The following is a 26,899-nucleotide window of genomic DNA, read 5'->3' as shown; positions in this document are numbered from 1 at the left end:
GATATATACTTTCAAAAAAAGGAATAAAAATGATTAAAACACTGATACTAAGTCTGATTTTTTCTATATTTATATCTTGCGATTTAATAAATAAAAAGAACGATTCAATGAATAAGAAAGTTGATGATGCAGTTATTGGTTTATTAAATCCAATTATCAGGGTTGATACTGATGGTGTTATTGGTAGTGATGTTCATACAGATGAAGTTCAAGAAAGTTTGTATGACGATATGGCTGTTGATGTAGCTATGAATAAAGTTGAGACAGCTTTTAAAAGAGCTTGTGAGGCAAAATATAAAGTTAATGAAATTTATACTAAGTCTTATTTTGATGAGAAAAAGGCTAAGCGTGTTAAACAGGATTCTTATGAATCTTGGCAAAAAGCTTATAATGCAATGAAAGCGGCTGAAGCGACTCTTAAGATTGATTTAGAGAAAGCAAGAGATGATTATGATGTTGCTTTTAAGAATGATAAAGATAAGGCTTTAGAAAATTGGATTGTTGCTAAGGATCGTGCTATTAAATCTTTGGAAGAATTTTATGTAGCTGAGAATAATGCACTTGAAGTTTATGTATATGCTGAATCAGTTTATGCTAAAGCTTATAGAGATGGGGAAAAAGTTTTGAAAAAAGCTGTTGAGGAGTTGCAGAAGGCTGAAAGAGAGGCTTATGAAATTGCAGATAATATCATTAAGACTTGGGGTAAATTTGATAGAGTGAAAGAATCTATTGAAAATTGGAAGAAGATGTATGAAGATATTTGAATTTATACAAATAAAATTTTTTATAAATCATTGTTTTTTTAAACACTTAATTTTGGTATAAAGACTAATGTAGTGTTATTACTTTTCTAGTAAATTAAATCATAAAGAAAAAATAGTCAATATTAAGTAATAGATGTAGTGATATCTTCACAATTTTAAATCTTAAATTCATAGGCCTTCACATAGATAAAAAAATTCATTATAAATGATATGATTAAACAAAAGGAATTAGATAAAAAATTAGAACACTAAATTTAAACTTATTGGTTTATGTATTTTATTACATTTTCTTTTAGTTTTAAGATTTTAATCAATATAAAATATAAATCAGTTATTGAATAATTTTATAAATATTTTATCTTAATATTTTCTAATACATGCAATAATTTTTATTATATTTAATGTTGGTGGGATTTTTTTTTAAGATATGTGATCTATATTATATAATGTTGTAAAAATATAAGTTAAGATAGGGAGGTTTAATGAAAAAATTATTAGGTTTATTAATTGTTGTGACTTTATTTGTCGGATGTGATATTAGTATTCTTGGTTCTAAGAAATTGGGAATTAATAATCAGAATTCTTTGTTAAATGAAGCAATCAAGATAGGACAAGAAATAAGAGAGGATTTGCGGGATAAGTTTGGCTCTATTGGTGAGATTATTAGTCATGTGTCAGGGTGGTTTGTTGATATTAATGCTAATGATAATAGAAGTAAAATAAAAGATCATTTTCACAAATTAGAAAAAGGATTAGAAGCTATTAAAAGAAAATTAGAAGATGAAGTTAATGAAGATGAAAGTGTGATTGTAGGAGTTAATAAAGTTATTGACGAAATAACAGTTGCTGTAAAAAAGTTAGCTGAGTCTACTGGTGATAATATTGGTATTGGGGAAATTAATAATAGCAGCGGTACTAAAGCTTCTACTATTTCTAATAAAGAAAGTGTTGCTGCTATGATTTCAGGGATTAAAGATATAGTTGAAATTGCAGAAAAGTCTCATGTAGAGATTAAAAGGGTAAATGATGGTTCTGCTGTTGTTGGTACTGCTGGTAAAGATGGTGCAACATATGCCCTTAATGGTGGTCAAGGTGGTGCTGATAAAGGAGCTGGTTCTAAGCTTGTTGAAGAAGTATCTAAAGCTGATGCATGGGCAATGATTAATAAAATTAAAAATGCTACAACTACAAGTGAAAATATTAGTGACAAAAATGATAATGATGCTGGAAAGCTAATTACTGGTACTACTAGTCAGGGTAAGAGTGCTGCGGCTCTAACTAATGCAGATTTTGCAGCAGCTGTTGCATTGAAGGCAATGAGTAAGAATGGTAAATTTGCTGCTTGCGAGATTGCTGATGACAATAATGATGAGTATAGTAAGAAAATCAAAGAGGCTGCAGCTAATGCTGTTAACAAGGTATTAGGTGTTCTTGACGTAATTATTATGCAAACATTACAAATGGAACTTAGTAAAATAAAGCATAAGATTAAGTAAATAAGATTTTTAAAATTAAAAGATTATTTGAGAAGTGCTTATTTAAGTATAAGTGCTTCTTTAGAATGTTATTATTAAGAAAGTTAAAAAAAAGAGATAATAGATTAGATTTATACTAATAGCAAATTAACTAGTTAATTTGCTATTAGTATAAATCTAATCTATTATCTCTTTTTTTTAACTTTCTTAATAATAACATTCTAAAGAAGCACTTATACTTAAATAAGCACTTCTCAAATAATCTTTTAATTTTAAAAATCTTATTTACTTAATCTTATGCTTTATTTTACTAAGTTCCATTTGTAATGTTTGCATAATAATTACGTCAAGAACACCTAATACCTTGTTAACAGCATTAGCTGCAGCCTCTTTGATTTTCTTACTATACTCATCATTATTGTCATCAGCAATCTCGCAAGCAGCAAATTTACCATTCTTACTCATTGCCTTCAATGCAACAGCTGCTGCAAAATCTGCATTAGTTAGAGCCGCAGCACTCTTACCCTGACTAGTAGTACCAGTAATTAGCTTTCCAGCATCATTATCATTTTTGTCACTAATATTTTCACTTGTAGTTGTAGCATTTTTAATTTTATTAATCATTGCCCATGCATCAGCTTTAGATACTTCTTCAACAAGCTTAGAACCAGCTCCTTTATCAGCACCACCTTGACCACCATTAAGGGCATATGTTGCACCATCTTTACCAGCAGTACCAACAACAGCAGAACCATCATTTACCCTTTTAATCTCTACATGAGACTTTTCTGCAATTTCAACTATATCTTTAATCCCTGAAATCATAGCAGCAACACTTTCTTTATTAGAAATAGTAGAAGCTTTAGTACCGCTGCTATTATTAATTTCCCCAATACCAATATTATCACCAGTAGACTCAGCTAACTTTTTTACAGCAACTGTTATTTCGTCAATAACTTTATTAACTCCTACAATCACACTTTCATCTTCATTAACTTCATCTTCTAATTTTCTTTTAATAGCTTCTAATCCTTTTTCTAATTTGTGAAAATGATCTTTTATTTTACTTCTATTATCATTAGCATTAATATCAACAAACCACCCTGACACATGACTAATAATCTCACCAATAGAGCCAAACTTATCCCGCAAATCCTCTCTTATTTCTTGTCCTATCTTGATTGCTTCATTTAACAAAGAATTCTGATTATTAATTCCCAATTTCTTAGAACCAAGAATACTAATATCACATCCGACAAATAAAGTCACAACAATTAATAAACCTAATAATTTTTTCATTAAACCTCCCTATCTTAACTTATATTTTTACAACATTATATAATATAGATCACATATCTTAAAAAAAAATCCCACCAACATTAAATATAATAAAAATTATTGCATGTATTAGAAAATATTAAGATAAAATATTTATAAAATTATTCAATAACTGATTTATATTTTATATTGATTAAAATCTTAAAACTAAAAGAAAATGTAATAAAATACATAAACCAATAAGTTTAAATTTAGTGTTCTAATTTTTTATCTAATTCCTTTTGTTTAATCATATCATTTATAATGAATTTTTTTATCTATGTGAAGGCCTATGAATTTAAGATTTAAAATTGTGAAGATATCACTACATCTATTACTTAATATTGACTATTTTTTCTTTATGATTTAATTTACTAGAAAAGTAATAACACTACATTAGTCTTTATACCAAAATTAAGTGTTTAAAAAAACAATGATTTATAAAAAATTTTATTTGTATAAATTCAAATATCTTCATACATCTTCTTCCAATTTTCAATAGATTCTTTCACTCTATCAAATTTACCCCAAGTCTTAATGATATTATCTGCAATTTCATAAGCCTCTCTTTCAGCCTTCTGCAACTCCTCAACAGCTTTTTTCAAAACTTTTTCCCCATCTCTATAAGCTTTAGCATAAACTGATTCAGCATATACATAAACTTCAAGTGCATTATTCTCAGCTACATAAAATTCTTCCAAAGATTTAATAGCACGATCCTTAGCAACAATCCAATTTTCTAAAGCCTTATCTTTATCATTCTTAAAAGCAACATCATAATCATCTCTTGCTTTCTCTAAATCAATCTTAAGAGTCGCTTCAGCCGCTTTCATTGCATTATAAGCTTTTTGCCAAGATTCATAAGAATCCTGTTTAACACGCTTAGCCTTTTTCTCATCAAAATAAGACTTAGTATAAATTTCATTAACTTTATATTTTGCCTCACAAGCTCTTTTAAAAGCTGTCTCAACTTTATTCATAGCTACATCAACAGCCATATCGTCATACAAACTTTCTTGAACTTCATCTGTATGAACATCACTACCAATAACACCATCAGTATCAACCCTGATAATTGGATTTAATAAACCAATAACTGCATCATCAACTTTCTTATTCATTGAATCGTTCTTTTTATTTATTAAATCGCAAGATATAAATATAGAAAAAATCAGACTTAGTATCAGTGTTTTAATCATTTTTATTCCTTTTTTTGAAAGTATATATCTTTTAAGATTAATTACAAGTATCAGCCTAAAATTTTGGATGATTTTTATTACAATTTTTACAATATAAATCGTTTCTAGTAAGTACAAGTGAAGCAAAAAAAGTTTTCTGTATAGAGATAAATAAATTTAAGATTACAAAAATAACATTCAATATTAAATAAATTAAGTCAATAATTAGAAATATTTTTGGGAATTTATTTAATATTGAAATAATTTAATAGTAATTATTTTATTTTGAGATATTGAGACTCAACAGTTGAGTTGTATAAATAGCTTGGGAGGGGTAAGATATGTATAAAGTATTTAGAATTATCTCTAAACTTGCCTTCTACTATCTTTCCACAATAATCTAAAATATCTGCCTTATTTATTACTTCTTACTTGTGTCTAAAACTATTGCTTTTGAACCCCCTTGCGTCATCTATTTTACTTTTGCTTCTTTAAGAACATTATTGACTGTCTTCTTCACTATATCCTCTATTGCTTTCAACAATTTATTCACTGCTGTTATCCCTGTTAATTGTATTACTTTGTCATCATCATTTGAATTATGTGCAGCTGCTAACTTCCCTCCTTTTACTATCCCTCTCATCACTATACCTCCTCCTACTGTTGCTACCTTTGCACTCTCATTAGCTACATTAACTGCTGTCCCTCCTACTGCAAATTCCAATAGACTTGTACTTGCAGTTGCATGAGCTTCTATTTTTTTAACTTTATCTTCTGTTGATTTCACTATCGCTGCTATCATTTCCTCTCCTCTCACTGATGACACTATTAATGCTGATTTTTTCCCACTGCTTCTCCTGCATTAACATCCACTGCTAATACCTTAGCTCCTTTTTTTTCATCAGTTACTCCTATTACATTTGAATCTAAATGTCACACTACTCTCTTTCCATTCATCAACTCCTACTCTCCTTGGCTACTTCTACTATCCCTTTCAAGCCTTTATATGCTTCCTTTCATTCTTCTGTGTTTTTCTGATGCTCCGTCTTGTTGAAAGGATACCTAAACTACCTTGTTAGAATCACATACCTCAAAAATTTATCTAAATAAAATAAAATCTAAGAAAGACACCCTGTTAAGAATGTCTCTCCTTTTATCAACAATAAAGAGTAAAAACTATTTATACTTTTTTGCAACTTTTATTTAATTTTCACTAATTGCAACTTTGCATCATCAATAAGAACTTTAATTTCGTTTAGTCTTCCCGTTGCCTCTCCTATATTCATAACAGAATATGTAAGGTTAGATAAAGAAGTTTCTGCATCCCGCTGTGCATTCCTGGATAACCATACTACATTCCTATCTCTCCTGCTCCAAATTAAACGCTTATTTTGCAATCTCTTAATAATAGACTCGCTTAAAAGATCATTAGCCCTCTTAAAGAAAAATTCTGCACTTTTTATCCCATCTATCCCCTCACTAATGCGATTGATAATATCCTCAAGATCATAAACCACCTTTAACTGGGTACTCAATTCACGCAAGATTTTAACACTCTGAGACAACGTTCCTACACGTCTAGGCCGCACATTCCTTTCAAGATTATCATACTTCGATTTCAATAAAGACCTTTTAGCCTCAACTTCCTTAATGAGAGCAGAAAGATCAACTCTTACCTGTTCAGCTCTACTTTTAAGCTTACTTGCATTTTCAAATAATTGTGAAAAACTAGTGTCTTTAAGCGCCTTTTTTACATCTTCAATTTTACTCTCTGCGTCCTTTTCTTCCTTAGTAGTTGGAATTATGTCCTTTTCTTCTACTACTATAGCTTTTTGAGAAAAATACAGGTGGTTACTAACAGGTTCAAAAACTTCATTAACAGGCTTAGAAGGAACTATTACAGGCCTCTGAATAATTTGTGGTTCTAATTTTTTTTCAACACTTTTAATTCCAACACCTTCCTCACTCTCTTCAAGCCCTATAACACCACCTTCTTGATCTGTTTGCATATAGCGCAAATCTTCTATATTTTGATTCTTATCTGTAGGTTTTATTTTAGTTCTAGCTATAAAGTCATTCAAAATATCAGCATCACAAGACAACAATAACAATAACATAAACATAAATACTATTCGAATATCTTTTTTCATAATTCTTCTCCTGATTAATAAAACCATCCAAATCTTAAATATTAACAGACGACAAAGTATTTTTCAGTAAGTATATATCATTTAATCCTAATTTCAGATAATTTCATTAATAATTAAATCAAAAAGATCACATAACAACCTAATAAATTTGATCCTAATGGTAAAAATTAAGACCAATGTTCTAAGGAAGCAACAAAAATATACATCATAGATCTTGAACAATCAACACACATTTTAAAAATAAAGCATGTATATATTCCATAAAAAATAATAAATTACATGTTTACAACACTTATTTATGCTCCACCTTATCAAATAATTTAATACATAATACAAAAAAAGCTTTTATAAAAAGCTATAAAAAATAAAAAAATGATTTTTTTCAAAAAAATTGAAATAAAATTTGAAAATAAGTAATTTTTGCACTAATAATTAATTACCAAACACTTTAATTTTTCAAAAGGAAGATTGTTTACTCACAATGTTTTTATACATTATTTAAATCCCCTTTGTGTTAGGGGATTTTTTATATTTATCTCCTAAAATTATCCCAATCACAACACGCAAACTACCGCTATACGCCATTTAGAACGGATATCAAAACAAATTAACCCGCAGTACTATCAAATTTATGAAGTATATTTATTATAAAAGGAGATATTGTATGAAATATATGAAAATAATATACATAATAAGCATTATGGTATTAATAATTACAATCAATTGTAAATTAAATAATAATAAATTAAAAGCAGAAAGTGAAACCAAATTAGCAAAAGAAAATGCCAAATCCGTAGTAGACTCTATTGCAGGACAAGTAAGCAAACTTACAGGATTAGAAACAACTGAAATTAAAGCCTTAAGTACAGAAGAGCTTGCCAAATTGCCAACGAGGTAAAAACAACTTCTGAAGATTCAAAAAATAACATCAATAAGTTGCGCAAAATTCAAGGTAAAGCAAAATTAGAAGTAAATGATATCCCAAACTTTATTAAAACAATTAAAAAATCTGCAGAAAAAATAGCAATAGCATTTCAAACATTATTAAATGCAGGATACAACGGCCTTACAGCAAATGCAATAAATAGCAATATAGATAGTGGAGTAAAAATAATATCTTTACTAGATCAATTGTTGAATATAGCAACAAAAGAAATGCAACATAACAAGGAATTAGAAATACAAAATACAATAAAAGAATTCAACACATCTTACCCAGACATAAGAATATATTTTCAAGAATCGAAAGATAAAGATAATATGAAAACATATATAAATATAATTATGAGAAACGCAAGTAAATATTTTTTTAATGGTGTATATAAAGAATTACACGACAATTTAGACAAAGCTCCAAATAAACTTAAAGAAGCTTTGACATCATTAAAAGATGCTGCTAATTCTCTAAGCACTGCAACAGGAATAATTGAAGTATGCTTTTCAAATTAGAATTGCCAATTAATTTTGATTAATAATCATATTAAAGTAATGCATCTATTTCAATAACACCATAAATTATTATCCAAAATAATTATTTAGAATATAAATACTTTGCTATATTAGCTTATATATTATATAATATCATATAATACATTTTATCAAATAAGAACTAATATCGATTGATAAAATGTTAATTATTTAAGTAACATTTACTAAATTTTAAAGACAAGGAGAATATATTGAAAACTTATTTTTTTATAATGTCTTTTTTAGTCATTTTTAATCTAAATGCTTGTAAATCAGACCTTAATGAACAAACGAATACACAATCAATGCAAAAAGATTACATAACATCCCAACAAGTACAAATACAAAATGAATATCCAAAAGAAACCAAAACAAAAGAAAAACAAACGATAATAAAATCTTTAAAAGAAGAGATTCAAAATGTTACTGATTTAATCGAACAAGACAAAAACAATATTCAAGAAAACGAACCTGCAGATCAATTTGGAATGAAAAATGGAGCTTTTAAAATCATTATAGGCAATCCTAGCCAAAAAGCTTACAACGACCCCAAAAGTCAAGGCAACAGAAGACAATTTTATTCATCTCTAGATTACAACGAAAATAAAATTAGCCAACTTGGCATTATACTCAATAAAATAACATCTGATGATATTCATAGAGGACAATTGCATATAGATATCACAAATGCAGGAAGAGCTTACTCTCAATTTTTATTTGAAAGAGCAGTCGATAAACTCAAAGAGTATCAAGATAAATTAGATTTATTAAATTTTCAAGATTTAATAACAATAAAGGTAAAATTTGACACAATTAAACAATTAAGATTACTATGGCAAAATACTGTGGACAATATTATCAAAGATTATGAAGATAATAAAATGGGAATTCAAACTGATAGTCAAAAACTCATTGAACATATAAGAGAACAATATGGCAACATACTTAAAAATAAAATTCCAACAATTGGCATAATAATTGGCGATATAAATAAAATTTTAAAAACACTAAATTAAAAATTTATATAAAAAATAATAAAAAATAATTCATAAATACAAAAGGAAAGATTCTTTCTCTTTTGTTATTTTTTATACTGTCAACAAACAATAATTTTTAAATAGTTTAAAAAAAATATAATAATAATTATGGATAATTATATAAATATATGTATATAATTTAATTAATTTATAATCACAAATTAAAATTTCTCAGATATAAAAATCAAGGAGCATATTTTGAAAAAATATTTCCTTATCATCAATTTCATAATAATTTTCACTTTAATTAATTGCAATTCAGATGTCAAACGTTTTTTCCCAAAAACAGGAATTGTAGGCTTAAGAAATTTTTTAGATAATTTAGATCCAACAAAAAAACATAAAAATAGTTTAATACTTCAAATTGCACAAAAAGCTTATCATATTAAAACAGTACTAGAGATACACAACAACAAAAACTGGATTGAAGATAGCACGCAATTTGGCATGAAAGGCAATGGTAAAACATTTAATATGCTTGACAATAAATTAAACAAGTATCAAGTAGATGACGCAAGAAATCTACCTCTTAGAAGAAGATTATATTTATCTTTAGAATATGATAAAGCAAAAATTAAAACTTTTGGAATGGTTCTTAACAAAATAATAGAAACCATTAATACTGAAAGCAAAAATTTACTTCAAGATATTACAAATACGGCAATAAGATACGCTTCATATTACTTTGCAAATGAATTCCAATCACTCCTCAGTAGGAGTAAAGAACTTCAATCTTTAGATCTTGAGATTTTACAATCCCTAAAAGACAAATTTGATCAATTAGCAATGTTCAGAATAAATTGGAATCAAACTGTAAACAATATTATTAAAGATTATACTAATAACAGAAACAATATTCAAACCGATAAAACCAAAATAATAACACATATAAATCAATACTATAAATCGCATTTTACTGCAATCAATACGATCAAAAATCTTAGTAATGACATTAAAGACATCTTAACAAGAATTTAAAAAATGCTCAAAAAAAATTATACAAAAAACTAACAAGAATATATTGATATAAAAACCAATTTAATATATACTATGTGATAATAACAATTATTAACTAATATATAGAAAAAGTGTTAATAAGGTTATTTAGTTTTAACAATAAGGAGAATATTTTGAAACGAAAAGTTTTTATCACATTTATTTTAGCAAGTTTATTGGCCTGTGGACAAGATCCTAAAGCACCAGAAAAGCCCACAGACAAAGATCAAGAACAAAAAACACAAGAAATTTCACAAATCAATGCTCGACTCACTGCAGATATAACATCAATAATAGGTGCACACACTACTGCACTCGATACAAATTGGGATGAAAACGCAGCAACATTCAATCTTAACGGAAATAATCAATTATTTGCCACAATTCAATATACGAATGCCAATAATACCAAACGAAAATATGTAAATAATGCTGCTGCTAATCCGGACACCGAGGAAGATAGACAAGCAAGACTAGAATTGTACTTAGCTTTTGGGTACAATAAAGCATCGCTACAAAGTTTTGCAACAATTGCAAATAGATTAGCAAAAATGAACAACAATCCCAATAAAACAGATTTCGAAGAAATTATTGATGCCGTAAGAGATCAAGCTAAAAGCTATTATATAGATGTATATCAAAATTTACAAAACAAAAAAGACAAGCTTAAAACACTAACTCTACAAGAACTTGAAAGTTTAAATCATTGTTTACAGGAACTTGAAGACAAAAAAATCGCATTTATAAGCCAAATAAAACCAACTATAGACAGCTACACTACAAACGGAGAAGTTGTTGCTGCTGTTCCTGGTGCTCCTGCTGTTGGTGGTGCTCCTGGTACTAATCAAACACCAGCAAAAAACTGGGCAACTGCTACTGACGCAGAAATAGTAGCATACTTAAAACCAAACACAAAGAAAACTAATATTATAAATGCCGCTCAGCAAGTAAGCAACAAAGCTAGAAGTATTGCGCAAATCTTAAATAAGATAAAATAACAAAATAATAAGATATATATATAATTTACACCCTAAGTAAGGAGAAATTATCTTCTCCCTAGGTGTTATATAGTTGATAATAAACTACCCGTTTTATTACATAAACTCTGATAACAAACTAAAACTCCTTAAAATATACAAACAAAATACAAATATAAACTTAAAGAAAAAATTTCTCTTAAGTTAAAAAAAACGACACTTACAAGATCTACTTTACAAGATTAAATATATAAATAATATCCCGTATAAAAATATAAAAATTTATTTTTAAACGATATAATATAAATTTACCTTGACATACATACCCAACAAAACATATAATATCACTTAATAACTATTATTAATTCACATTTTTAAATAAAATTACTTATATCTAAAAACGAGGAGAATATTTTGAAACACAAAATTTGTATTGCATTTATCTCAATTTTCACAAGCTTATTCCTACTAACTTGTAATCAAGATATAAACAGATTCGCAGTATCACCAATTGAAGATATACTCAGTAAACTTACTCCAGAAATAGAACAGACAATAATAACACATGAAGACGAAAATTGGGATGAGAATAAACAAGGATATGGTAGTCTATTAAACCATGACCAACTATTTGACAGGGTTACATACAAAAAGGACAACAAAGAAATAAAATACAATACAGGGGATCCAGACTCTAAAGCAACAAGAAGAGAAATATACCTTGCATTTGAATATGATATAAATTACATTACAACTTTTAAAGCAATTACTAAACAATTCTCAAGTCAATTACAACACAATAATAATCATAAGTACAAAATTATAATAGAAGATTTCTTATCAAAGATAAGAGAATCTGCTGACAATTACTACTTAAAAATATTCAAAACACTAAGAGATAAAAAAGATAATCTTAAAAAACTATCTTCAAATGACTTACAACAATTACAAGCAAAATTTAATGATATTACAAATGCATATAATAAAATCAAAAGCATAAAGGTACAAATCAAAGAAGATTATGATAATGACAGACTAATTAGCATCTGGCAACAGGGAATTAAGAGCTATTATGATCATAAAAACACATTCAAATACCTACAATGTCCATGCAAAAATATAATACCTAGCCTAGACATAATTAACAATGCAACTACCGAAATTACAACTATATTAGGTAAAATACAAACACAAATTTCAACTTAAGAAAAAATTTTTTCCTTAAGTTGAAGCATAACACTTAAAAAAGATATATTTTCCAAGATTAAATATATAAATAATATCCGTATTAAAATGTAAATTTTTTTATTTTTAAATGATATAATGTTAGATTTACCTTGACATATATACCCAATAAACATATAATATCACTTAATAATTATCATTAATTCATATTTTTAACAATATTATTTATGTCTAATTTTATATCTAATTTTAGAAATAAGGAGAATATTTTGAAACACAAAATTTTTGTTATATTGACTTCAATTTTAACAAGCTTATTTCTACTAGCTTGTAATCAATATAATAATCAAAGGGTAACAAACGGAACTCAACAAAATCCACAAGAAATACTCCTACTTGAAAACATACTCAGCAAACTCACTCCAGCAATAGAACAGGCACTAAAAAAACATGAAGATGCAAATTGGAATGAAGATGGACAAGAATACAATCTCAAAGGACAAAATCAAATCTTTGACATAGCTACGTACATCAAGAATGGCAATCAAGAGACACAATACAATGCAGCAGATAAAACATCTAAAGAAAGGAGAAGAAAAGTGTATCTTGCATTTGAATATAATACAGAATACCTCAAAGCTTTCGAAGCGTTTACTAACAGAATGCAAGCAGCAGGAAACATAGCACTCTATGACGACAAGGTCAAAGAATCATATTCGGGAACTCTTGCTCAAATAACAGAATATGCTCAAACCTGTTACATAGACATATTTCAATCACTAAAAAATAAAAGGGATAAAATCAAAGATTTATCTCCAACCGATTTAATCAATCTACAAACAAATCTTAATGAAGTTACACAAGCAATGGCAAATATACAAGATATAGTAACTGTAATTAAAAATGATTACAACAATGATATCAAAATTGGTGTTAACAAAGATAAGGCAATCAAAAGTCAAGCCAACTTTATGGAACTGGCAGACTACCTCTACTGCAACCGAATTTCACTTGAAGACAATTTTTCTAAAATAAAAAAAACAGCGCCCACAGTGATACACATCTTAAATAAAACCACATAAGAAAAATAATATATACAAACCATTATTACACACATAAATAAAGGGAAGAACTTTTTATCTTCTCTTTATTTTTCTATCCATAAAATTTATAAAACACTTCTAAAAAACATATGCTTAAACATATAACCTTTAAAAAAACAAAAATTATTAAGAATTATCATTAAAATGTCCTCTTAAATCCTATCTTGACATACAAACCCAAAAAACATATAATATCAATTAATGATGATCAATAATTAAACATCAACATTGATTTATCATAAAAAATAAGGAGAATATTCTGAAATACGACCTTTTGGTTATATCAATCTTAATAAGTTTAAGCAACTGCAAGGCAAATGAAGACTATGAAGAAATAAAACGAAGAGCACTACAAGTACAAGAAGAACTCACAAAAAAAGAAGAAGAAGAAAAAGCAAAAGCAAAAATAATAATACAAAAAGCACTAACAATAACACCAGAAGATGAAAAGACAATATTAGAGAGACAATCAAGGCAAGAAGAACTAATAAAAAAAATATTGAAAGAAGAAAAAGCAAAAGAAGAAAAAGCAAGAAAAAAAATAGGAACAATAAAATAAAAAACTATTCAAAGAATATAAAATATATATAAAAACTCAATGAATAATAAAAAAACACGCAAATTCATTAACCATTTATTATTAATAAAACCCCACACTTTACTTGCTATTCATCTTGCTATTAATATTTAATAACATATATAATATGGTACATAGTAAAGCAAACCAAATAATAATAATTAGGTTTTTTATAAAAGGAAAATGTTTTGAAGAATCAATTACCTATTATCTTTACACTAGCTATCATTACTCTCACTTGTAAAACAAATCTTGATAATATTAAAGAATTAACACAAGCACTAAAAACAATACAAAACGCTAAACAAATAGTATTAGAAACACAAGCAATAAAAGCAAATACAGAATTAGGCGCTCTAATACAAACAATAGAAACAGAAGCAGAACTAGAAGCACAAAAAATCGTCAAAGAAGAAGAAGCAGCAGAAGAACAAATAACTCAAGAATTTATCGAATTAAGAGAAGCAAATATAAAAAACAAACAAGAAGAAATAAAACACAAAATACAAACACAAAAAAACAAAATGACACAAGAAAAAATAGCAATAATAAGACAAGACATCATTAATCAGATAAAATTAACAATATTAGATAGACAAACATTAATAAACATACACACAGATCCCAATTGGCCTGAACCTTATGATCATTTTGGAATGACAGATCGATTAAACAAAAGTCGACCATTTAATTATATTGGCTATAGCAAAGAAAATATCTTATACGATAATTTTAACAAAAAAGATATCTCACATCTCCCATACATTAATATAAGGCTTGCAAATCATCACAATGCTCCAAACAGAAGAAGAATTTACTTAATTCTCAAGTACGATACAAAAACCATTCAACAATATGGTGATATCTTGCATGAATTAAAGCTTATTGGTAAAAAAAATACTGCTCAAGACATCATCTATGCCATAATTAGACACTGTAAGTACTACTATGACACTGCAATAACAACACTGAATGACAAACAAGACAAGCTTCATATATTACATATTGAACAACTATATAAACTTCAAACAGCATTCAAAGAACTTGAACAACAAAAGCAAAATTTTGACAATTATCTGATACAAATCGTTGATGAATATTCTAAACAGAAAGCTCAATCTCAAATTTTATCACAACAGTACATACTAAATACAATTGATAAAGCTAATCAATTGTCCAATATCAATGATAATATCAACAATATTGCTCAAAACTTAAAAACAATTTTAGATGAAATACAATAAATATTCACATAAAATTATCAAAATCTTGATATTAAACCTCAATCAAAGTATAATGCCTAAACGAGCACTATCAAACAACGACAACTAATATGTTTTAAAAGACAAGGAGAATATTTTGAGATATAGATTGCTTATCATACTTACTTTTTTTGCCATTATTACTCTAACTTGCAAAGTAAATGTTGCAAAACTTGCAACATTAGAACAAAAATTAAAAGAAATAGAATTGGCAACAGTAAAACAAACACAAGAAAGTCAAACAGAAACCATAAGAATGGCAATACAAGAAAAGATAGCAAATCAAACAACAGCAACACTCCTAAATAAAATTCAATCATCAATAAAAGAAAAAAAACAACAAACACAAGACCTAATCCAAAAAGAACAAGATTTAAAAAAAGAAATAGAAGATATAACAAAACAAGACGAAGAACAATCTCAACAAACACAATCCAAGATTGAATTAGATCAAGCAAAAATTGCTCTAAAGCAAAAAATTCAAGATATTCAAAAGTTACTAATAATACACAAAAATAATTATTATAATGAACCTATCAATCAATTTGGAATGCATGATAATGAACATTATAATAAAAATAATCTCAATAAAGCATTTGATGTGATTGAAACCCAAAATTTGCCATACTCTCATCCACAAAATAAAAAAAATAGAAATAAAATTTACCTAATATTTGAGTATAATAATACTCATATTGAATCTCTCGGTAAAATTCTTAACAAAATTACAAAAGACACTTTTATAAAGCACACATTAAAACCCAATACAAAATTACAAACTTCTTCAAAGGATGAACGAATTCAAAAAATAATACAGAATATAATACATAACATCAATGAGTATTTCAATTTATATTTCAATAATGCATTTAATATATCAGAAGAAAACCAAAAGAAACTTAATTCCTTAACAATCAATGACATACAAACACTAAACAATATATTTGATGAACGAAAAACAATCGGCAATACTTGCAAAGAGTATGCAAGCAAGATTTATAACGATTTTCAAAATGATGAAGGCATGATCAAAACTGGTGACATTGAAAAATTAATAGACTATATAAAAAATAATGAATATAATACAAAATTTACAAATCAATTTAAAAAACTCGAAAAGCTAATTACCCAAATTAAAAACATTATAAAATAAAAATAAAACACAAAAATTTAACAATCTTGATATTAAACTTCAATAGATGTATAATGCCTAACAAGGTAGCCAAATCACAATAAGTATAGCTTTGATACAAATAAGGAGAATATTTTGAAAAATAGATCGTCTATCATCCTCAGCGTAATTGTTATAGCTACTCTAGCTTGCAAAGAAAATGTTAAAATATTTGGAAAATTAGAACAAGAACTACAAGAAGCAGAAAGCATAAAAAACAACCTAGAAAAGTATATAAAAAATACACACACAGAACAAATGAGAGAAAAAAAAATTATAATAGCCAAACTAAAAAGCAAAATTATAAGGGATAAATACATACTAAACATGTACAACGATAATGACGATTGGATAGAAGATAATATTTTATATAGGGTTAATAATCAAACAGTATTTCAAGTGGCAAAAGATCATAAAAATGATGAGGTTTATGCAAGTAAGAATAATAAAAGTGTAAGAAAACTAATCTACCTAGCACTTGAATACCGACGATTTGCCATCATCAATTTTCAGACAATCCTAAACAAATTAGCACAAAAAGCAAATACCAACATTACTTATAGACAAAAGGAATATGATATTAATACAGAATATAATATATTATTAGAAAATATCTTATCTGCAATTAAAAAATATGCTCACAATTACTTTGAAGTCGCATTAATACCCCTATCTCAAAAGCAAAATGATCTTCATTTCTTAAGTTTAAATAATCTGCAAGAACTTAAAGACAAATTTGATGAAATTCAAAAAATTAGAGATACGGGTAAAACATATGCAATGACAATTTATAATGATTTTCAAAATAATAAAGACAATATCAGAGATGGTGATGCCACTTACTTAAAAAACCATATAAACAAAATGCATTATGAATATAAACTCAAAGAATTGGCAAACAAAACTGAAGAGATAGCATACCAAATTAGTCAAATTTTGAAATTAAAACTAAATTAAAGTAAAATTATACAAAGAATAAAAAGACAACTTATAATGGTGTATAAATATAAAAAATAAAATAAATTTAATCTGCAAAAATAAATCACTAATTAAATTGATTGCAGCTATAAAAGTAAGGGGAATATTTTGAAAAAAATCTTGTTTATTAAGTCTATTAAAAGCTTATCACTATCTATTACAATGATTCTAATTGCCTGCAATGTAAATACTAAATCAAAAGATACAAAATTAGATAACAATACCCAAAGAGACTTATTTATAATAAAAAATATAACATCAGATACCCCAGCTATAAAAAGGATTTTAACAAAGCATATAAAAAAAATAACTCAAACTGCCCGCACCTTAATGGAACAACACACAAAAGATCTTACACAAAAATCTGAAAAACAACTTGGAATACAGTGTACAATTTTTGATGAAATTTATTACGACACAATAATAAACAACAAAGAAAAGAAATATACCGTAAACAAAAATAAAATCAAATTATCTTATGCATCTCTAAATTATAAAATAACAAGATTAAAATGGTTGGGTGAAATACTTCTCCAAATACAAAAGGACAATACAAAGCAAGGTAATGAACTTTATAATGCAATTATAGAAACAGGAAGAGAATATAATCAAAAGCCATTCGAAGAAATTATCCATCAAATACACAAAGAACAAAATAAAATTATTCTTTTAAAAAGTGAAAAACTAAAAGAAATTATAGAAAACTTAAACATAATTGAAAATTTAAGAATGATATGGATAAAATTTGTGGATATCATTATTGAAGATTATAGAATGAACACGGATATACAAAATAATAATATTAAATTGATAGAACACATAGCCACTAGATATCAAAAAATAAAAAGTAAAATCAATAGTATTAAAGACATAGCTCACAGAATAAAAAAAATTTTAAAGACAACAAAACACCATTACTATGTTAGAAAACAATCACCAATGAAAAATAAAATGTGAGATAATATTACAAAATCACTTACACCTACTAATTCCAATAACAACACTTAAGCAGACTTAAAATATACTCAAGCAAACATCATGCCCAAAATTTTCATCATTCATACTAAAGAAAATTCTTTAATACACTCTTTAACAAACTTGACATTTAGACCAAATAGTATATAATATTTTTATTATCTAATAATGATTATTATTTGATAATAAAAAAAGGAGAATATTTATGCAAAATAACATCTTAAAAAATATAATTACTATATCTGCTTTAACAGCATCCATGTTTATTGGTTGTGCACAAAACAATCTTCCAGAAGAGCAAGATACTACAAGACAGGGTAGCGATGCTGCAAAAATAGAAGCTATAGTAAAAGAACTACAAGCAAAATTTGCAACCGAAAACCAAAAAGCAAATGGTAAAGATGAGGGAAGTGATCAATATACCCTAAAAAACAATTTATTTGACAAAGTAGACGGTGCTAAAAACCAAAAATATAGCCATGCTGACAACATAGAGCAAAGAAAAAACATATATGGATCTATAGATTGGAATGTGGATACAATCAAAAAATTTGGTAAAATACTTGGTGACCTAGAAGGCTCAGCTCATAAAGCTAATTGGGCTAAAGATCTTTTAGGAGCAGGAGAAAAAATTCAAGATGAAGTTCAAAAGGCATTGAAGTTAATAGATGACAAAAAAGACAAACTCAATACCCTAAGCCTTGACAAATTAAAGACACTTCAAGGCCACGTTAACACACTTGAAAACGCAAAAAAAACTTGGATAACTTTTGTAAATACACTGGTTAACGATCATGAAAACGATAAAGATACAATCAAAAATAATACGCAAAATCTAGCAACATACCTACAACGAGAATACAAAAACCCTCTTCCAACACTTGGTCAAAACAGTGAACAAGCACGTCAAGCTATTGAAACAATAACAAATGCAATAAAATAAATATCTTTAAAATAAAGATTTTTAACATGAGCTTTAACAAGCAAAGAAGAGAAGATATTCTTCTCTTCTTTTTTTTACTTATTTATAAAAAAACCTACAATAAATTACACACAATAAATATAAAATCAAAATCAATATAAACATATACAATTATTCTTTTTATTTTCTAAAAAACATTTAAGCAAAGCTATCAAACATACTCAGTAAACATTTTAAGCCAAATTTTATCATTTATACAAAAAAAATTCTTTAATAAACTTGACATTTAAATCAAATAATGTAATAATACTACTTAATAATGATTCTTATTTAAGAATAAAAAAGGAGAACGTTTATGCAAAATAATATCTTTAAAAATATAATTACTATATCTGCTTTAACAGCATTTATGCTTATCGGTTGTGCACAAGAAAATCTTGATCCAAATGGCAAACCAACCAAACAAGGTGATCAACACGATGATCCAAACACCGCAAAAGCAATAACAAACCCATCTATTGTTGATAGTGGTTTGGCTGGTGCTGATGGTGCTGGTGGTGATGGTGCTGATCAAAATAAAGCAGCAATAGAAGCTATAATAAAAGAACTACAAGCAAAATTTACAACCGAAAACGACAAAGAAAAGGGTAAAAAAGAGGGAGACACTCAATATGGCATGAAAACCGGAGTATTTGATAAAATAGATGGTGCTGGAGGCAAAAAATATGACGATGCTCAAAATGAAGAGAAAAGAAAAAAATTCTATGGATCTCTAAATTGGAATGAAAACACAATTAAAGAATTTGGTAAAATACTTGCTAAAATAGAAAATAATGCAGCTAAGAAAGGCACTTGGATTAAAGATTTTGTAACCTTAGGAGAAAAGATCCAAGATGAAGTTCAAAAGGCATTGAAGTTCATAGATGACAAAAAAGAAAAACTCAATACCCTAAGCCTTGAACAATTAAAAGAACTTAAAGACAAAGTTAAAACAATTGAAGATACAAAAAAGACTTGGACAGATTTTGTAAAGACACTAGTTGCAGATCATACAAGCAAAAAAGATGGTATCGACAACGTTGAAACTTTAGTAGATAATTACCTAAAAACAAAATATACAGACGTTATACCAAAACTTAAACTTAATGAAACCATCGCAACAACAGGTCAAAAGATTAAAACAATAACAGATCAAGCAAAATAAATATTTTTAAATAAATATTTTCAACATAAGATTTAAAAATCAAAAAAGAGAAGAATATCTTCTCTTTTTTTTTATTTATAAAAAAACTTAAAATCAATTACACAAAAAATAATATCATTATATCATAATATTATTTTTGACATTAAAATAGTATATATTATAATATAATAATAAATATTAAAATTTAATATTATGATATAATAACAAGAGAGGAGAATATTTTATGAGAAAAAAAAGTCTAAACAATATTTTTAATTTAATTGCATTTTCAATAGCATTTACGCTAGTTGGATGCAAACCTAGTGATCTAGAGCAAACATTCAACTTTGGTAAAAAGGGAAAACAAGATACTGCAAACTCAAAACAACAAGGACTGCAAACAGATCAAAAAAAAGAACACGGCAATTTAATAGAACAACAACAAGAAGACGATGGAGAAAAAAGGAAACTTATAGAGTTTATCAAAACAAAAGTTAAAAATGAAATTGATTTGCTAAATCAATATGATACCAAAACCGAAGATTCTGAACAATATGGAATGAAATCGGGAGTATTTAAATTTATAATATACAGAGACGAAAAAAACCAAGAAATCAACATACAATCCCCGCAATATGCATACAAGAGAAAAAAACTTTATGCATCTTTAAAATGGCAAGAAGATAAAATTAGAAAATTGGGAACAATACTCAATAAAATAGAAAAAAACGAACAAGCTGGGACAACAAAACTAGCAAAAACAATACTAGAAACAGGAATAGAATTTATTCAAGGAAAATTTGAAGATCTGATAACCAATATTAATGATACAATTAACAATCTAGATAGTCTCAATCTAGAAGAACTACAACAAATTAAAGAAAGCCTCAATACAATTGATGATTTAAGAAAAAAATGGACAGACACTATTGACAAAATTATTTCTGAATATGATTCTAATACTAATAACATACAACAAAATGGAACAACACTAAAAGACCATGTAAATTCTCTATATAAAACAATATTCCAAGACGAACTTCGGAATATTAAAGACTCAGTACAAAATATTCAAACTATATTAAAATTAAACTTTATAAATAACTAAAACATCAGGGAGGAAATTACTTCCCTCCCTCTATTATTCACTAAAAAATATGATATTTTTTTATAAATTTTGCTTTTTTTATGCTTTTCTACTATACAAATAATAATTAATACTATATAATACATAGTACATTATAATACTTATTATATATTATAATAAATACTTAATGGTTTTAAAATTAGTGCGTCGTCCATTCAAAACAAACAATTCACTATCGGCTTAAAAAACTAAGCTGATAGGTGGCTTAACCTTTTTTTTATAACAATATACAAAAATATTAAGAATCAAACAATAAATTATACTTAAGTTCCCAAATCCCAACAAAAGCAATTGACCACAACTTCATATTCAGACCTCGCCTATCCCAGCTCTAACAATTTTTAATCTCCTCAATTAATCTTTCCTCATCAGCTACATGCTTTTGCAACTAACATTTATGTTATTTAAATATAGTTATAAAAGAAAATAAATATAAACCTAACCCAACTCTTCTCATATACTCTTCTTCTTTCACCATAAATACATCTGTTAATTTAGTTAATATATAATGCAAATCATTAAAATCATAATCTAATACAAAAAAACATATCAATATAGATATGACATAAACACTTTTTGGCCTAAAATAAAAATCAATATCCAAACTAAACTTACATAATAATAATAAAAAACATCAACAATAAAGAAAAAAATCATGCCAGCTTATATACCTCAAATATAAACTGGCTAATAATTTATACTGTAATTTTCAATATCAAGGTCTATATTGCACCATATACAGCTTACCTTATTTATGTTGGTGATAAAACATTAAACATCTCTATGAGAGTAGTAACAACATCACTACTGAAACGATGCAAATATGTAGGTACAAATATTGTCATATGGGGATTACCTTCAAGCTCTTCCTGTCCCTCCTTTTTAAAGAATCTTCCGATCCTAGTATTAATGTATGCCACCATATCCCTGAATATTTTCTTTAACTCAGATGAACACTTAATATAAGCATCCCTAATCTTTACAAATTCACCATATTTTGCTTTACATACATATAGCCTGTCAAATTCCACTACACGTCCAAGATCCTCAATAGTCTCTTTACTAAAGGCATAACGCAAAAAGTAACAAATACGCTCTCCATAAAATAACATATCTTTAACTATACCACGAGCAGTATGCCAAGCCATATATTTTAACTCATCACTAGCTTCTTTATTCATATTTGTTAATCTGTCTACCACATAATACAAATTATGCAAAGCATCTTTATCATAATCTAACATAAAATAAAATCGATCAAATTTACTATTAAGAGCAAAAACAGAAAGGTCCGATTCATGAGGAAGAGAAGAACCTAAATTATTAAATTTAGCTATTAAAGCATCATAAATCTCATGAACTTTCATTGTATTATCATCAAAAGAATTCTTCAAATCATCACGATTCCTATGTCTCTCATGACAAAAATCCAATAACTCATGTACCAATTTATAGTAAAAAACATCATACGTATCTCTTCCTGCTAAAGTTAAATTTTTTGCATTTTCTTCCAAAAGAGAATGCAAATCAGTATGTCCACTATATACATCATATTTCACAAAATCTGACTCTTTAAACCCAAATGGTGTCTTTAACCAATCAAATTTATCATCTCGTGCCTCATCTCCTGCTGGAATTGCAGAATCTTTTTGCCCTCTTCCCCCTGACCCTGGTTCTGTTGAACATCCAATAAATAAATTTAAAACACCTAAAACAAACAACAATTTAAACACTTGCATATTATTAAATAACCTCCTTTTTTAGATGACAAATATATAATGATGAATATAAGAATAAACATCTTATCACTGTTATACACTTATCACTTAAAATTTATATATTTATATATTTATATATTTATATTGGCAATAATTAATTATAAGTAATGAATTATATATTAACTAACCATTTATTACAAATAATAATATATTAATTGGATTAATATATCAATATCAAACAATCAAAAATACAAATAAATAAACCGTTTAATAAATTACCAATAATAAAAATTATAAGCTTATATTGTTACATTATCAAATCAATCGTCATAAACTCTAGTATGCCATACTCAAATTTATATCATTTACATTTATGAATGATCATTTTACATCCATAACTTAATTGCATTTATAAACATTTGCTCTTTCCTGATTAAATTTTTCAACATTGATAGTGCTTTAACTTTACTATCATAATAATATACTGGCTCACGCTTTGAAGCAATCAATAATATAAGTATTTCACGCAAATCCGAATCCAGAACTTCTAATTGCTTAACATAATTTTCCTTGAAGTCATTAAACTTAGTCAATTCACCTTTAGCAATATCAAGCTTAAGAAACTCACTTTCCTTACTAAATTTATTTATGGCTTCTGCACTAAAAGAACCATTTAATAATTTAGAAATAGTATCACCACCCTCTAACAACTTCACAATTAAATCCCGAATTACAGCAGTACTCTCATTAAGCACCAAATCTGCATCGGAAACATCACCGAATAAGTTAATTAGTATCCTATGAAAATTAGAAACAGGAACCTTATTATAACCCAATGCCAAATAGAGCAAATCCAATGAACTATCAATAATATCACGTTCTATACCATCAACATGAATATGCTTTACCATAACTCCAGAAGCCAAGTAAAGCTTATTTAACAAATTATTACCATAGTTAAAATATTTACTTCTACTGCCTAAAAATTCATAACGCTCTTCATCCAAATTTGAAACAAAATCTTTTATCATTCCTAACAATTTATTATGAATATGATTCGCAGTATCTATACGTACTATAACCAAACTTTTTGAATTTTTTTCCAAAAGAGAATGCAAATCAATATGTCCACTATATACCTCATATCTCACAAAATCTGATTCATCAAAATTAAATGATGTTGTTGGTAAATACGAATCATAACCCGATAAATCTGGAAACACATCCCCCAAGTAGCCTTCTGTTGAAGTTGCAGAATCTTTTTGCACTCTTCCCCCTGACCCTGGTTCTGTTGAGCACCCAATAAATAAATTTAAAACACCTAAAACAAACAACAATCTAAACACTTGCATATTATTAAATAACCTCCTTTTTTAGATAACAAATATACACAAATATACAATGATGAATTACAAACGCTGAATTACTATGATGAAAAAATAATGAAATGACTTACCTATATATGGTATATCGTTATTTAATTTTCTAAATATAATTATACCTATATGAGAAATATTAATATCGATATTTTATATTTATAACTAAATATAATAAAAAAATAACAAAAATAAAACAATAAAATTCAACTTATTTCAAGATATTTTTATAAAACTCATTAAGTATACATTTTACAAATTTTTAATAAACAAATTATAAATTAATCTATAACAGTCAAGCCACCACCTGACCCAGCTCTATCCTTTTGAGAGATATAGACCGGTATTTATCTTGTATATTCTAATTAAACTCAACAAAATATAATATATTATAACACTTAATACGCTATATTTATACCATATAAGACACAATACATATTGATAATTATTATTATATACAAATTACTGTTAAGCCATCACTTTAATCAATAATAAAACTGATTGACAAAACTTCAAAATCCTTTTCTTAGAATAAATTTAACTATCAATCAAGTTAAAACATATACCATTATTTAAAAAAAACAATATAAAACACTTATAATTTATAAATTTATTTATACATAAATTAATATTTCGATTTAAATAAATATCTAATACCGCAATTAACTCAATATAATTAAAATAAGTTTTAAAAATAGGCTAATAAAAAAAGCCAGCCTACGCCTTTAAATCAAGATTTAAAATACGCAAGCTGGATCAGGTGGTGGCTCAACCTGTGATATTTATTATACTTAAATAATATAAAATATGCAACTTGATCTCAAATAATATTCAATTAAAAATATAAAAATTAAACTCAAATAATTGTAAATTACAAGCCAATATACATTAATACACAACAACTCAATATTAATGTATACCAACCTTATTATATTGTATTCATTCAAGGAGTTTACATTTTTTTAAAATAAAATAATTTACTTTTAAATATTAAGTTTGTCTTGCAATCTCTTTAATGCATTATCATCCAATTTAAGCTTACTTATGTCTAAAGCAGCAGAAATTGCAACTATCTCTTCATAAGACAACCTACAACCTCTTAAGATATGATTTTTAAAACTTGCAGTAGCAATAGGAACAATTTCTGCAACAATATCAAGCAATACTTTGGCATATTTACGCATCTCCTTAGATGAACGCTCAGCAACCTCTCTTGAATTATTTAAAGCCAACCTTAATTTTATAAAGTGAAAGAGATTGTTCAAATCAATCTGCCAATACCATTCGGTATACAAACTTAAAGGCAAGACAATTCTAGAGACTTCCTTTGAAACATTACAACTTATCATATTTTGATATAACTTAAAAGAAGATCTCTGATTTTCTTTTAAATCATTTAAAATATCCTCAAAAGTACAAAAAGCTCTCCCATTGTCTTCAATATCTGCAATACCTTGCATATTCTCTTCTAAAGGCACATAAAACTCTTCTCTAATTGAGCTATAAGAACCTGAAACTTCATTAATTCTTGCCGTTCTATGTCTCATCCACTGTCTTGCAATAAATATTGGAGCTTTAACATAAAATGTAAAAACCACTTGTTCAAGTGGACTTGTATGTTCATTTCTTATCAAATAATCAATAAGCTCATTATCTTCTCTCTTAATACTCTCACCTCTATATGAAATTCTTGCAGCTTGAATTATTCTCTCATCACTACCCATAAAATCGACAAGCTTTACAAAACCTTTATCCAAAATCTTATGTTCTATGTTTAATAAATTTTCTTTTTCAATTTTAAAGTTCAAAATACAACTCCATAAATTTTAAGTATTTACCATCTAATCAACTAATTATCTATATTAATGTATTAACATACTTAAAGCCTACAAAATATTGTAGGCTTACTTTAAAATATAATCTAAAATTTAAATAATTAAA

The 26,899-nt window shown here is 26.9% G+C and carries 24 protein-coding genes; 17 read left to right on the top strand and 7 right to left on the bottom strand.

The features are described 5' to 3' along the window. Positions 1-107: 107 nt before the first annotated feature. On the top strand, positions 108-764 hold the full coding sequence (locus tag U881_RS0106870; RefSeq protein WP_152520701.1) for a hypothetical protein: 657 nt from the start codon (positions 108-110) through the stop codon (positions 762-764). A gap of 482 nt (positions 765-1,246) precedes the next feature. After that, positions 1,247-2,260: a variable large family protein gene (locus U881_RS0106865; RefSeq protein ID WP_024653787.1), complete on the top strand. Its 1,014-nt coding sequence runs from the start codon at positions 1,247-1,249 to the stop codon at positions 2,258-2,260. A gap of 264 nt (positions 2,261-2,524) precedes the next feature. On the opposite strand, the gene U881_RS0106860 is transcribed toward U881_RS0106865, so the two are convergent. The 4 genes from U881_RS0106860 to U881_RS0106845 form a co-directional block, all read right to left on the bottom strand. After that, on the bottom strand, positions 2,525-3,538 hold the full coding sequence (locus U881_RS0106860; RefSeq protein WP_024653787.1) for a variable large family protein: 1,014 nt from the start codon (positions 3,536-3,538) through the stop codon (positions 2,525-2,527). A gap of 482 nt (positions 3,539-4,020) precedes the next feature. Next, positions 4,021-4,677, bottom strand: a complete 657-nt coding sequence (locus tag U881_RS0106855; RefSeq protein ID WP_152520701.1) for a hypothetical protein — start codon at positions 4,675-4,677, stop codon at positions 4,021-4,023. A 529-nt stretch (positions 4,678-5,206) separates the two neighbouring features. Next, positions 5,207-5,536 (bottom strand): variable large family protein, encoded by a 330-nt coding sequence (locus tag U881_RS13865; RefSeq protein WP_051374057.1) that lies wholly within the window; start codon positions 5,534-5,536, stop codon positions 5,207-5,209. 397 nt (positions 5,537-5,933) lie between these two features. Beyond that, on the bottom strand, positions 5,934-6,884 hold the full coding sequence (locus U881_RS0106845) for a P12 family lipoprotein (protein WP_024653785.1): 951 nt from the start codon (positions 6,882-6,884) through the stop codon (positions 5,934-5,936). Positions 6,885-7,548: 664 nt separating this feature from the next. Between U881_RS0106845 and U881_RS13345 the strand changes: the two genes are divergently transcribed. The 15 genes from U881_RS13345 (at position 7,549) to U881_RS0106770 (ending at position 21,825) form a co-directional block, all read left to right on the top strand. Then, positions 7,549-7,782 (top strand): hypothetical protein, encoded by a 234-nt coding sequence (locus U881_RS13345; RefSeq protein WP_235048153.1) that lies wholly within the window; start codon positions 7,549-7,551, stop codon positions 7,780-7,782. Between the two features lie 38 nt (positions 7,783-7,820). Next, a complete protein-coding gene (locus tag U881_RS10990) occupies positions 7,821-8,333 on the top strand; it encodes a hypothetical protein (protein WP_235048152.1) in 513 nt (170 codons plus the stop codon). A gap of 230 nt (positions 8,334-8,563) precedes the next feature. Beyond that, on the top strand, positions 8,564-9,367 hold the full coding sequence (locus U881_RS0106835; protein WP_024653784.1) for a complement regulator-acquiring protein: 804 nt from the start codon (positions 8,564-8,566) through the stop codon (positions 9,365-9,367). Positions 9,368-9,586: 219 nt separating this feature from the next. Next, positions 9,587-10,366 carry a complement regulator-acquiring protein gene (locus U881_RS0106830; protein WP_024653783.1) on the top strand — a complete coding sequence of 260 codons (780 nt, stop codon included), beginning with the start codon at positions 9,587-9,589 and terminating at the stop codon, positions 10,364-10,366. A gap of 152 nt (positions 10,367-10,518) precedes the next feature. Next, positions 10,519-11,382: a virulence associated lipoprotein gene (locus U881_RS10985; protein WP_051374056.1), complete on the top strand. Its 864-nt coding sequence runs from the start codon at positions 10,519-10,521 to the stop codon at positions 11,380-11,382. Positions 11,383-11,775: 393 nt separating this feature from the next. Further along, complete coding sequence (locus U881_RS0106820) at positions 11,776-12,567, top strand: CRASP family complement regulator-acquiring lipoprotein (RefSeq protein ID WP_024653781.1); 792 nt, start codon at positions 11,776-11,778, stop codon at positions 12,565-12,567. Between the two features lie 248 nt (positions 12,568-12,815). Continuing rightward, entirely contained in the window at positions 12,816-13,628 is an 813-nt protein-coding gene (locus U881_RS11600; RefSeq protein WP_024653780.1) for a CRASP family complement regulator-acquiring lipoprotein, read from the top strand. Between the two features lie 295 nt (positions 13,629-13,923). Then, positions 13,924-14,208 carry a hypothetical protein gene (locus U881_RS10975; RefSeq protein ID WP_024653779.1) on the top strand — a complete coding sequence of 95 codons (285 nt, stop codon included), beginning with the start codon at positions 13,924-13,926 and terminating at the stop codon, positions 14,206-14,208. Positions 14,209-14,414: 206 nt separating this feature from the next. Then, positions 14,415-15,470 carry a CRASP family complement regulator-acquiring lipoprotein gene (locus U881_RS0106800; protein ID WP_024653778.1) on the top strand — a complete coding sequence of 352 codons (1,056 nt, stop codon included), beginning with the start codon at positions 14,415-14,417 and terminating at the stop codon, positions 15,468-15,470. Positions 15,471-15,585: 115 nt separating this feature from the next. Next, positions 15,586-16,641 (top strand): CRASP family complement regulator-acquiring lipoprotein, encoded by a 1,056-nt coding sequence (locus tag U881_RS0106795; protein WP_024653777.1) that lies wholly within the window; start codon positions 15,586-15,588, stop codon positions 16,639-16,641. A 114-nt stretch (positions 16,642-16,755) separates the two neighbouring features. Beyond that, on the top strand, positions 16,756-17,616 hold the full coding sequence (locus tag U881_RS0106790; RefSeq protein WP_024653776.1) for a virulence associated lipoprotein: 861 nt from the start codon (positions 16,756-16,758) through the stop codon (positions 17,614-17,616). A 129-nt stretch (positions 17,617-17,745) separates the two neighbouring features. Next, complete coding sequence (locus tag U881_RS0106785) at positions 17,746-18,594, top strand: complement regulator-acquiring protein (protein WP_024653775.1); 849 nt, start codon at positions 17,746-17,748, stop codon at positions 18,592-18,594. A 223-nt stretch (positions 18,595-18,817) separates the two neighbouring features. Then, the gene (locus tag U881_RS0106780; RefSeq protein ID WP_024653774.1) at positions 18,818-19,555 is read left to right on the top strand and encodes a complement regulator-acquiring protein; all 738 of its coding nucleotides are present in this window, start codon (positions 18,818-18,820) and stop codon (positions 19,553-19,555) included. 334 nt (positions 19,556-19,889) lie between these two features. Further along, a complete protein-coding gene (locus U881_RS0106775) occupies positions 19,890-20,738 on the top strand; it encodes a complement regulator-acquiring protein (RefSeq protein WP_024653773.1) in 849 nt (282 codons plus the stop codon). Between the two features lie 223 nt (positions 20,739-20,961). Beyond that, positions 20,962-21,825, top strand: coding sequence for a complement regulator-acquiring protein (locus U881_RS0106770; RefSeq protein ID WP_024653772.1), 864 nt, complete (start codon positions 20,962-20,964; stop codon positions 21,823-21,825). 791 nt (positions 21,826-22,616) lie between these two features. On the opposite strand, the gene U881_RS0106760 is transcribed toward U881_RS0106770, so the two are convergent. From U881_RS0106760 to thyX, 3 genes are all read right to left on the bottom strand, one after another. After that, a complete protein-coding gene (locus U881_RS0106760; RefSeq protein ID WP_024653770.1) occupies positions 22,617-23,603 on the bottom strand; it encodes a hypothetical protein in 987 nt (328 codons plus the stop codon). Between the two features lie 365 nt (positions 23,604-23,968). Beyond that, positions 23,969-24,934 carry a hypothetical protein gene (locus U881_RS0106755; protein ID WP_024653769.1) on the bottom strand — a complete coding sequence of 322 codons (966 nt, stop codon included), beginning with the start codon at positions 24,932-24,934 and terminating at the stop codon, positions 23,969-23,971. Between the two features lie 1,007 nt (positions 24,935-25,941). After that, positions 25,942-26,766, bottom strand: coding sequence for an FAD-dependent thymidylate synthase (gene thyX, locus U881_RS0106750; RefSeq protein ID WP_024653768.1), 825 nt, complete (start codon positions 26,764-26,766; stop codon positions 25,942-25,944). Between the last annotated feature and the right edge of the window lie 133 nt (positions 26,767-26,899).

The organism is Borrelia persica No12 (assembly GCF_000500045.1).
In the GTDB taxonomy this organism is placed as follows: domain Bacteria; phylum Spirochaetota; class Spirochaetia; order Borreliales; family Borreliaceae; genus Borrelia; species Borrelia persica.
This window is presented reverse-complemented; position numbering and strand designations above follow the sequence as displayed.

Excerpts from the sequence above, each read along its gene's own strand:
- U881_RS0106755 (WP_024653769.1), bottom strand. The coding sequence starts at position 24,934 with ATGCAAGTGTTTAGATTGTTGTTTGTTTTAGGTGTTTTAAATTTATTT.
- U881_RS0106770 (WP_024653772.1), top strand. The coding sequence starts at position 20,962 with ATGAGAAAAAAAAGTCTAAACAATATTTTTAATTTAATTGCATTTTCA.
- U881_RS13865 (WP_051374057.1), bottom strand. The coding sequence starts at position 5,536 with ATGATAGCAGCGATAGTGAAATCAACAGAAGATAAAGTTAAAAAAATA.
- U881_RS13345 (WP_235048153.1), top strand. The coding sequence starts at position 7,549 with ATGAAATATATGAAAATAATATACATAATAAGCATTATGGTATTAATA.
- U881_RS0106855 (WP_152520701.1), bottom strand. The coding sequence starts at position 4,677 with ATGAATAAGAAAGTTGATGATGCAGTTATTGGTTTATTAAATCCAATT.
- U881_RS0106845 (WP_024653785.1), bottom strand. The coding sequence starts at position 6,884 with ATGAAAAAAGATATTCGAATAGTATTTATGTTTATGTTATTGTTATTG.
- U881_RS0106760 (WP_024653770.1), bottom strand. The coding sequence starts at position 23,603 with ATGCAAGTGTTTAAATTGTTGTTTGTTTTAGGTGTTTTAAATTTATTT.
- U881_RS0106775 (WP_024653773.1), top strand. The coding sequence starts at position 19,890 with ATGCAAAATAATATCTTTAAAAATATAATTACTATATCTGCTTTAACA.
- U881_RS0106780 (WP_024653774.1), top strand. The coding sequence starts at position 18,818 with ATGCAAAATAACATCTTAAAAAATATAATTACTATATCTGCTTTAACA.
- U881_RS0106865 (WP_024653787.1), top strand. The coding sequence starts at position 1,247 with ATGAAAAAATTATTAGGTTTATTAATTGTTGTGACTTTATTTGTCGGA.
- U881_RS0106870 (WP_152520701.1), top strand. The coding sequence starts at position 108 with ATGAATAAGAAAGTTGATGATGCAGTTATTGGTTTATTAAATCCAATT.
- U881_RS0106860 (WP_024653787.1), bottom strand. The coding sequence starts at position 3,538 with ATGAAAAAATTATTAGGTTTATTAATTGTTGTGACTTTATTTGTCGGA.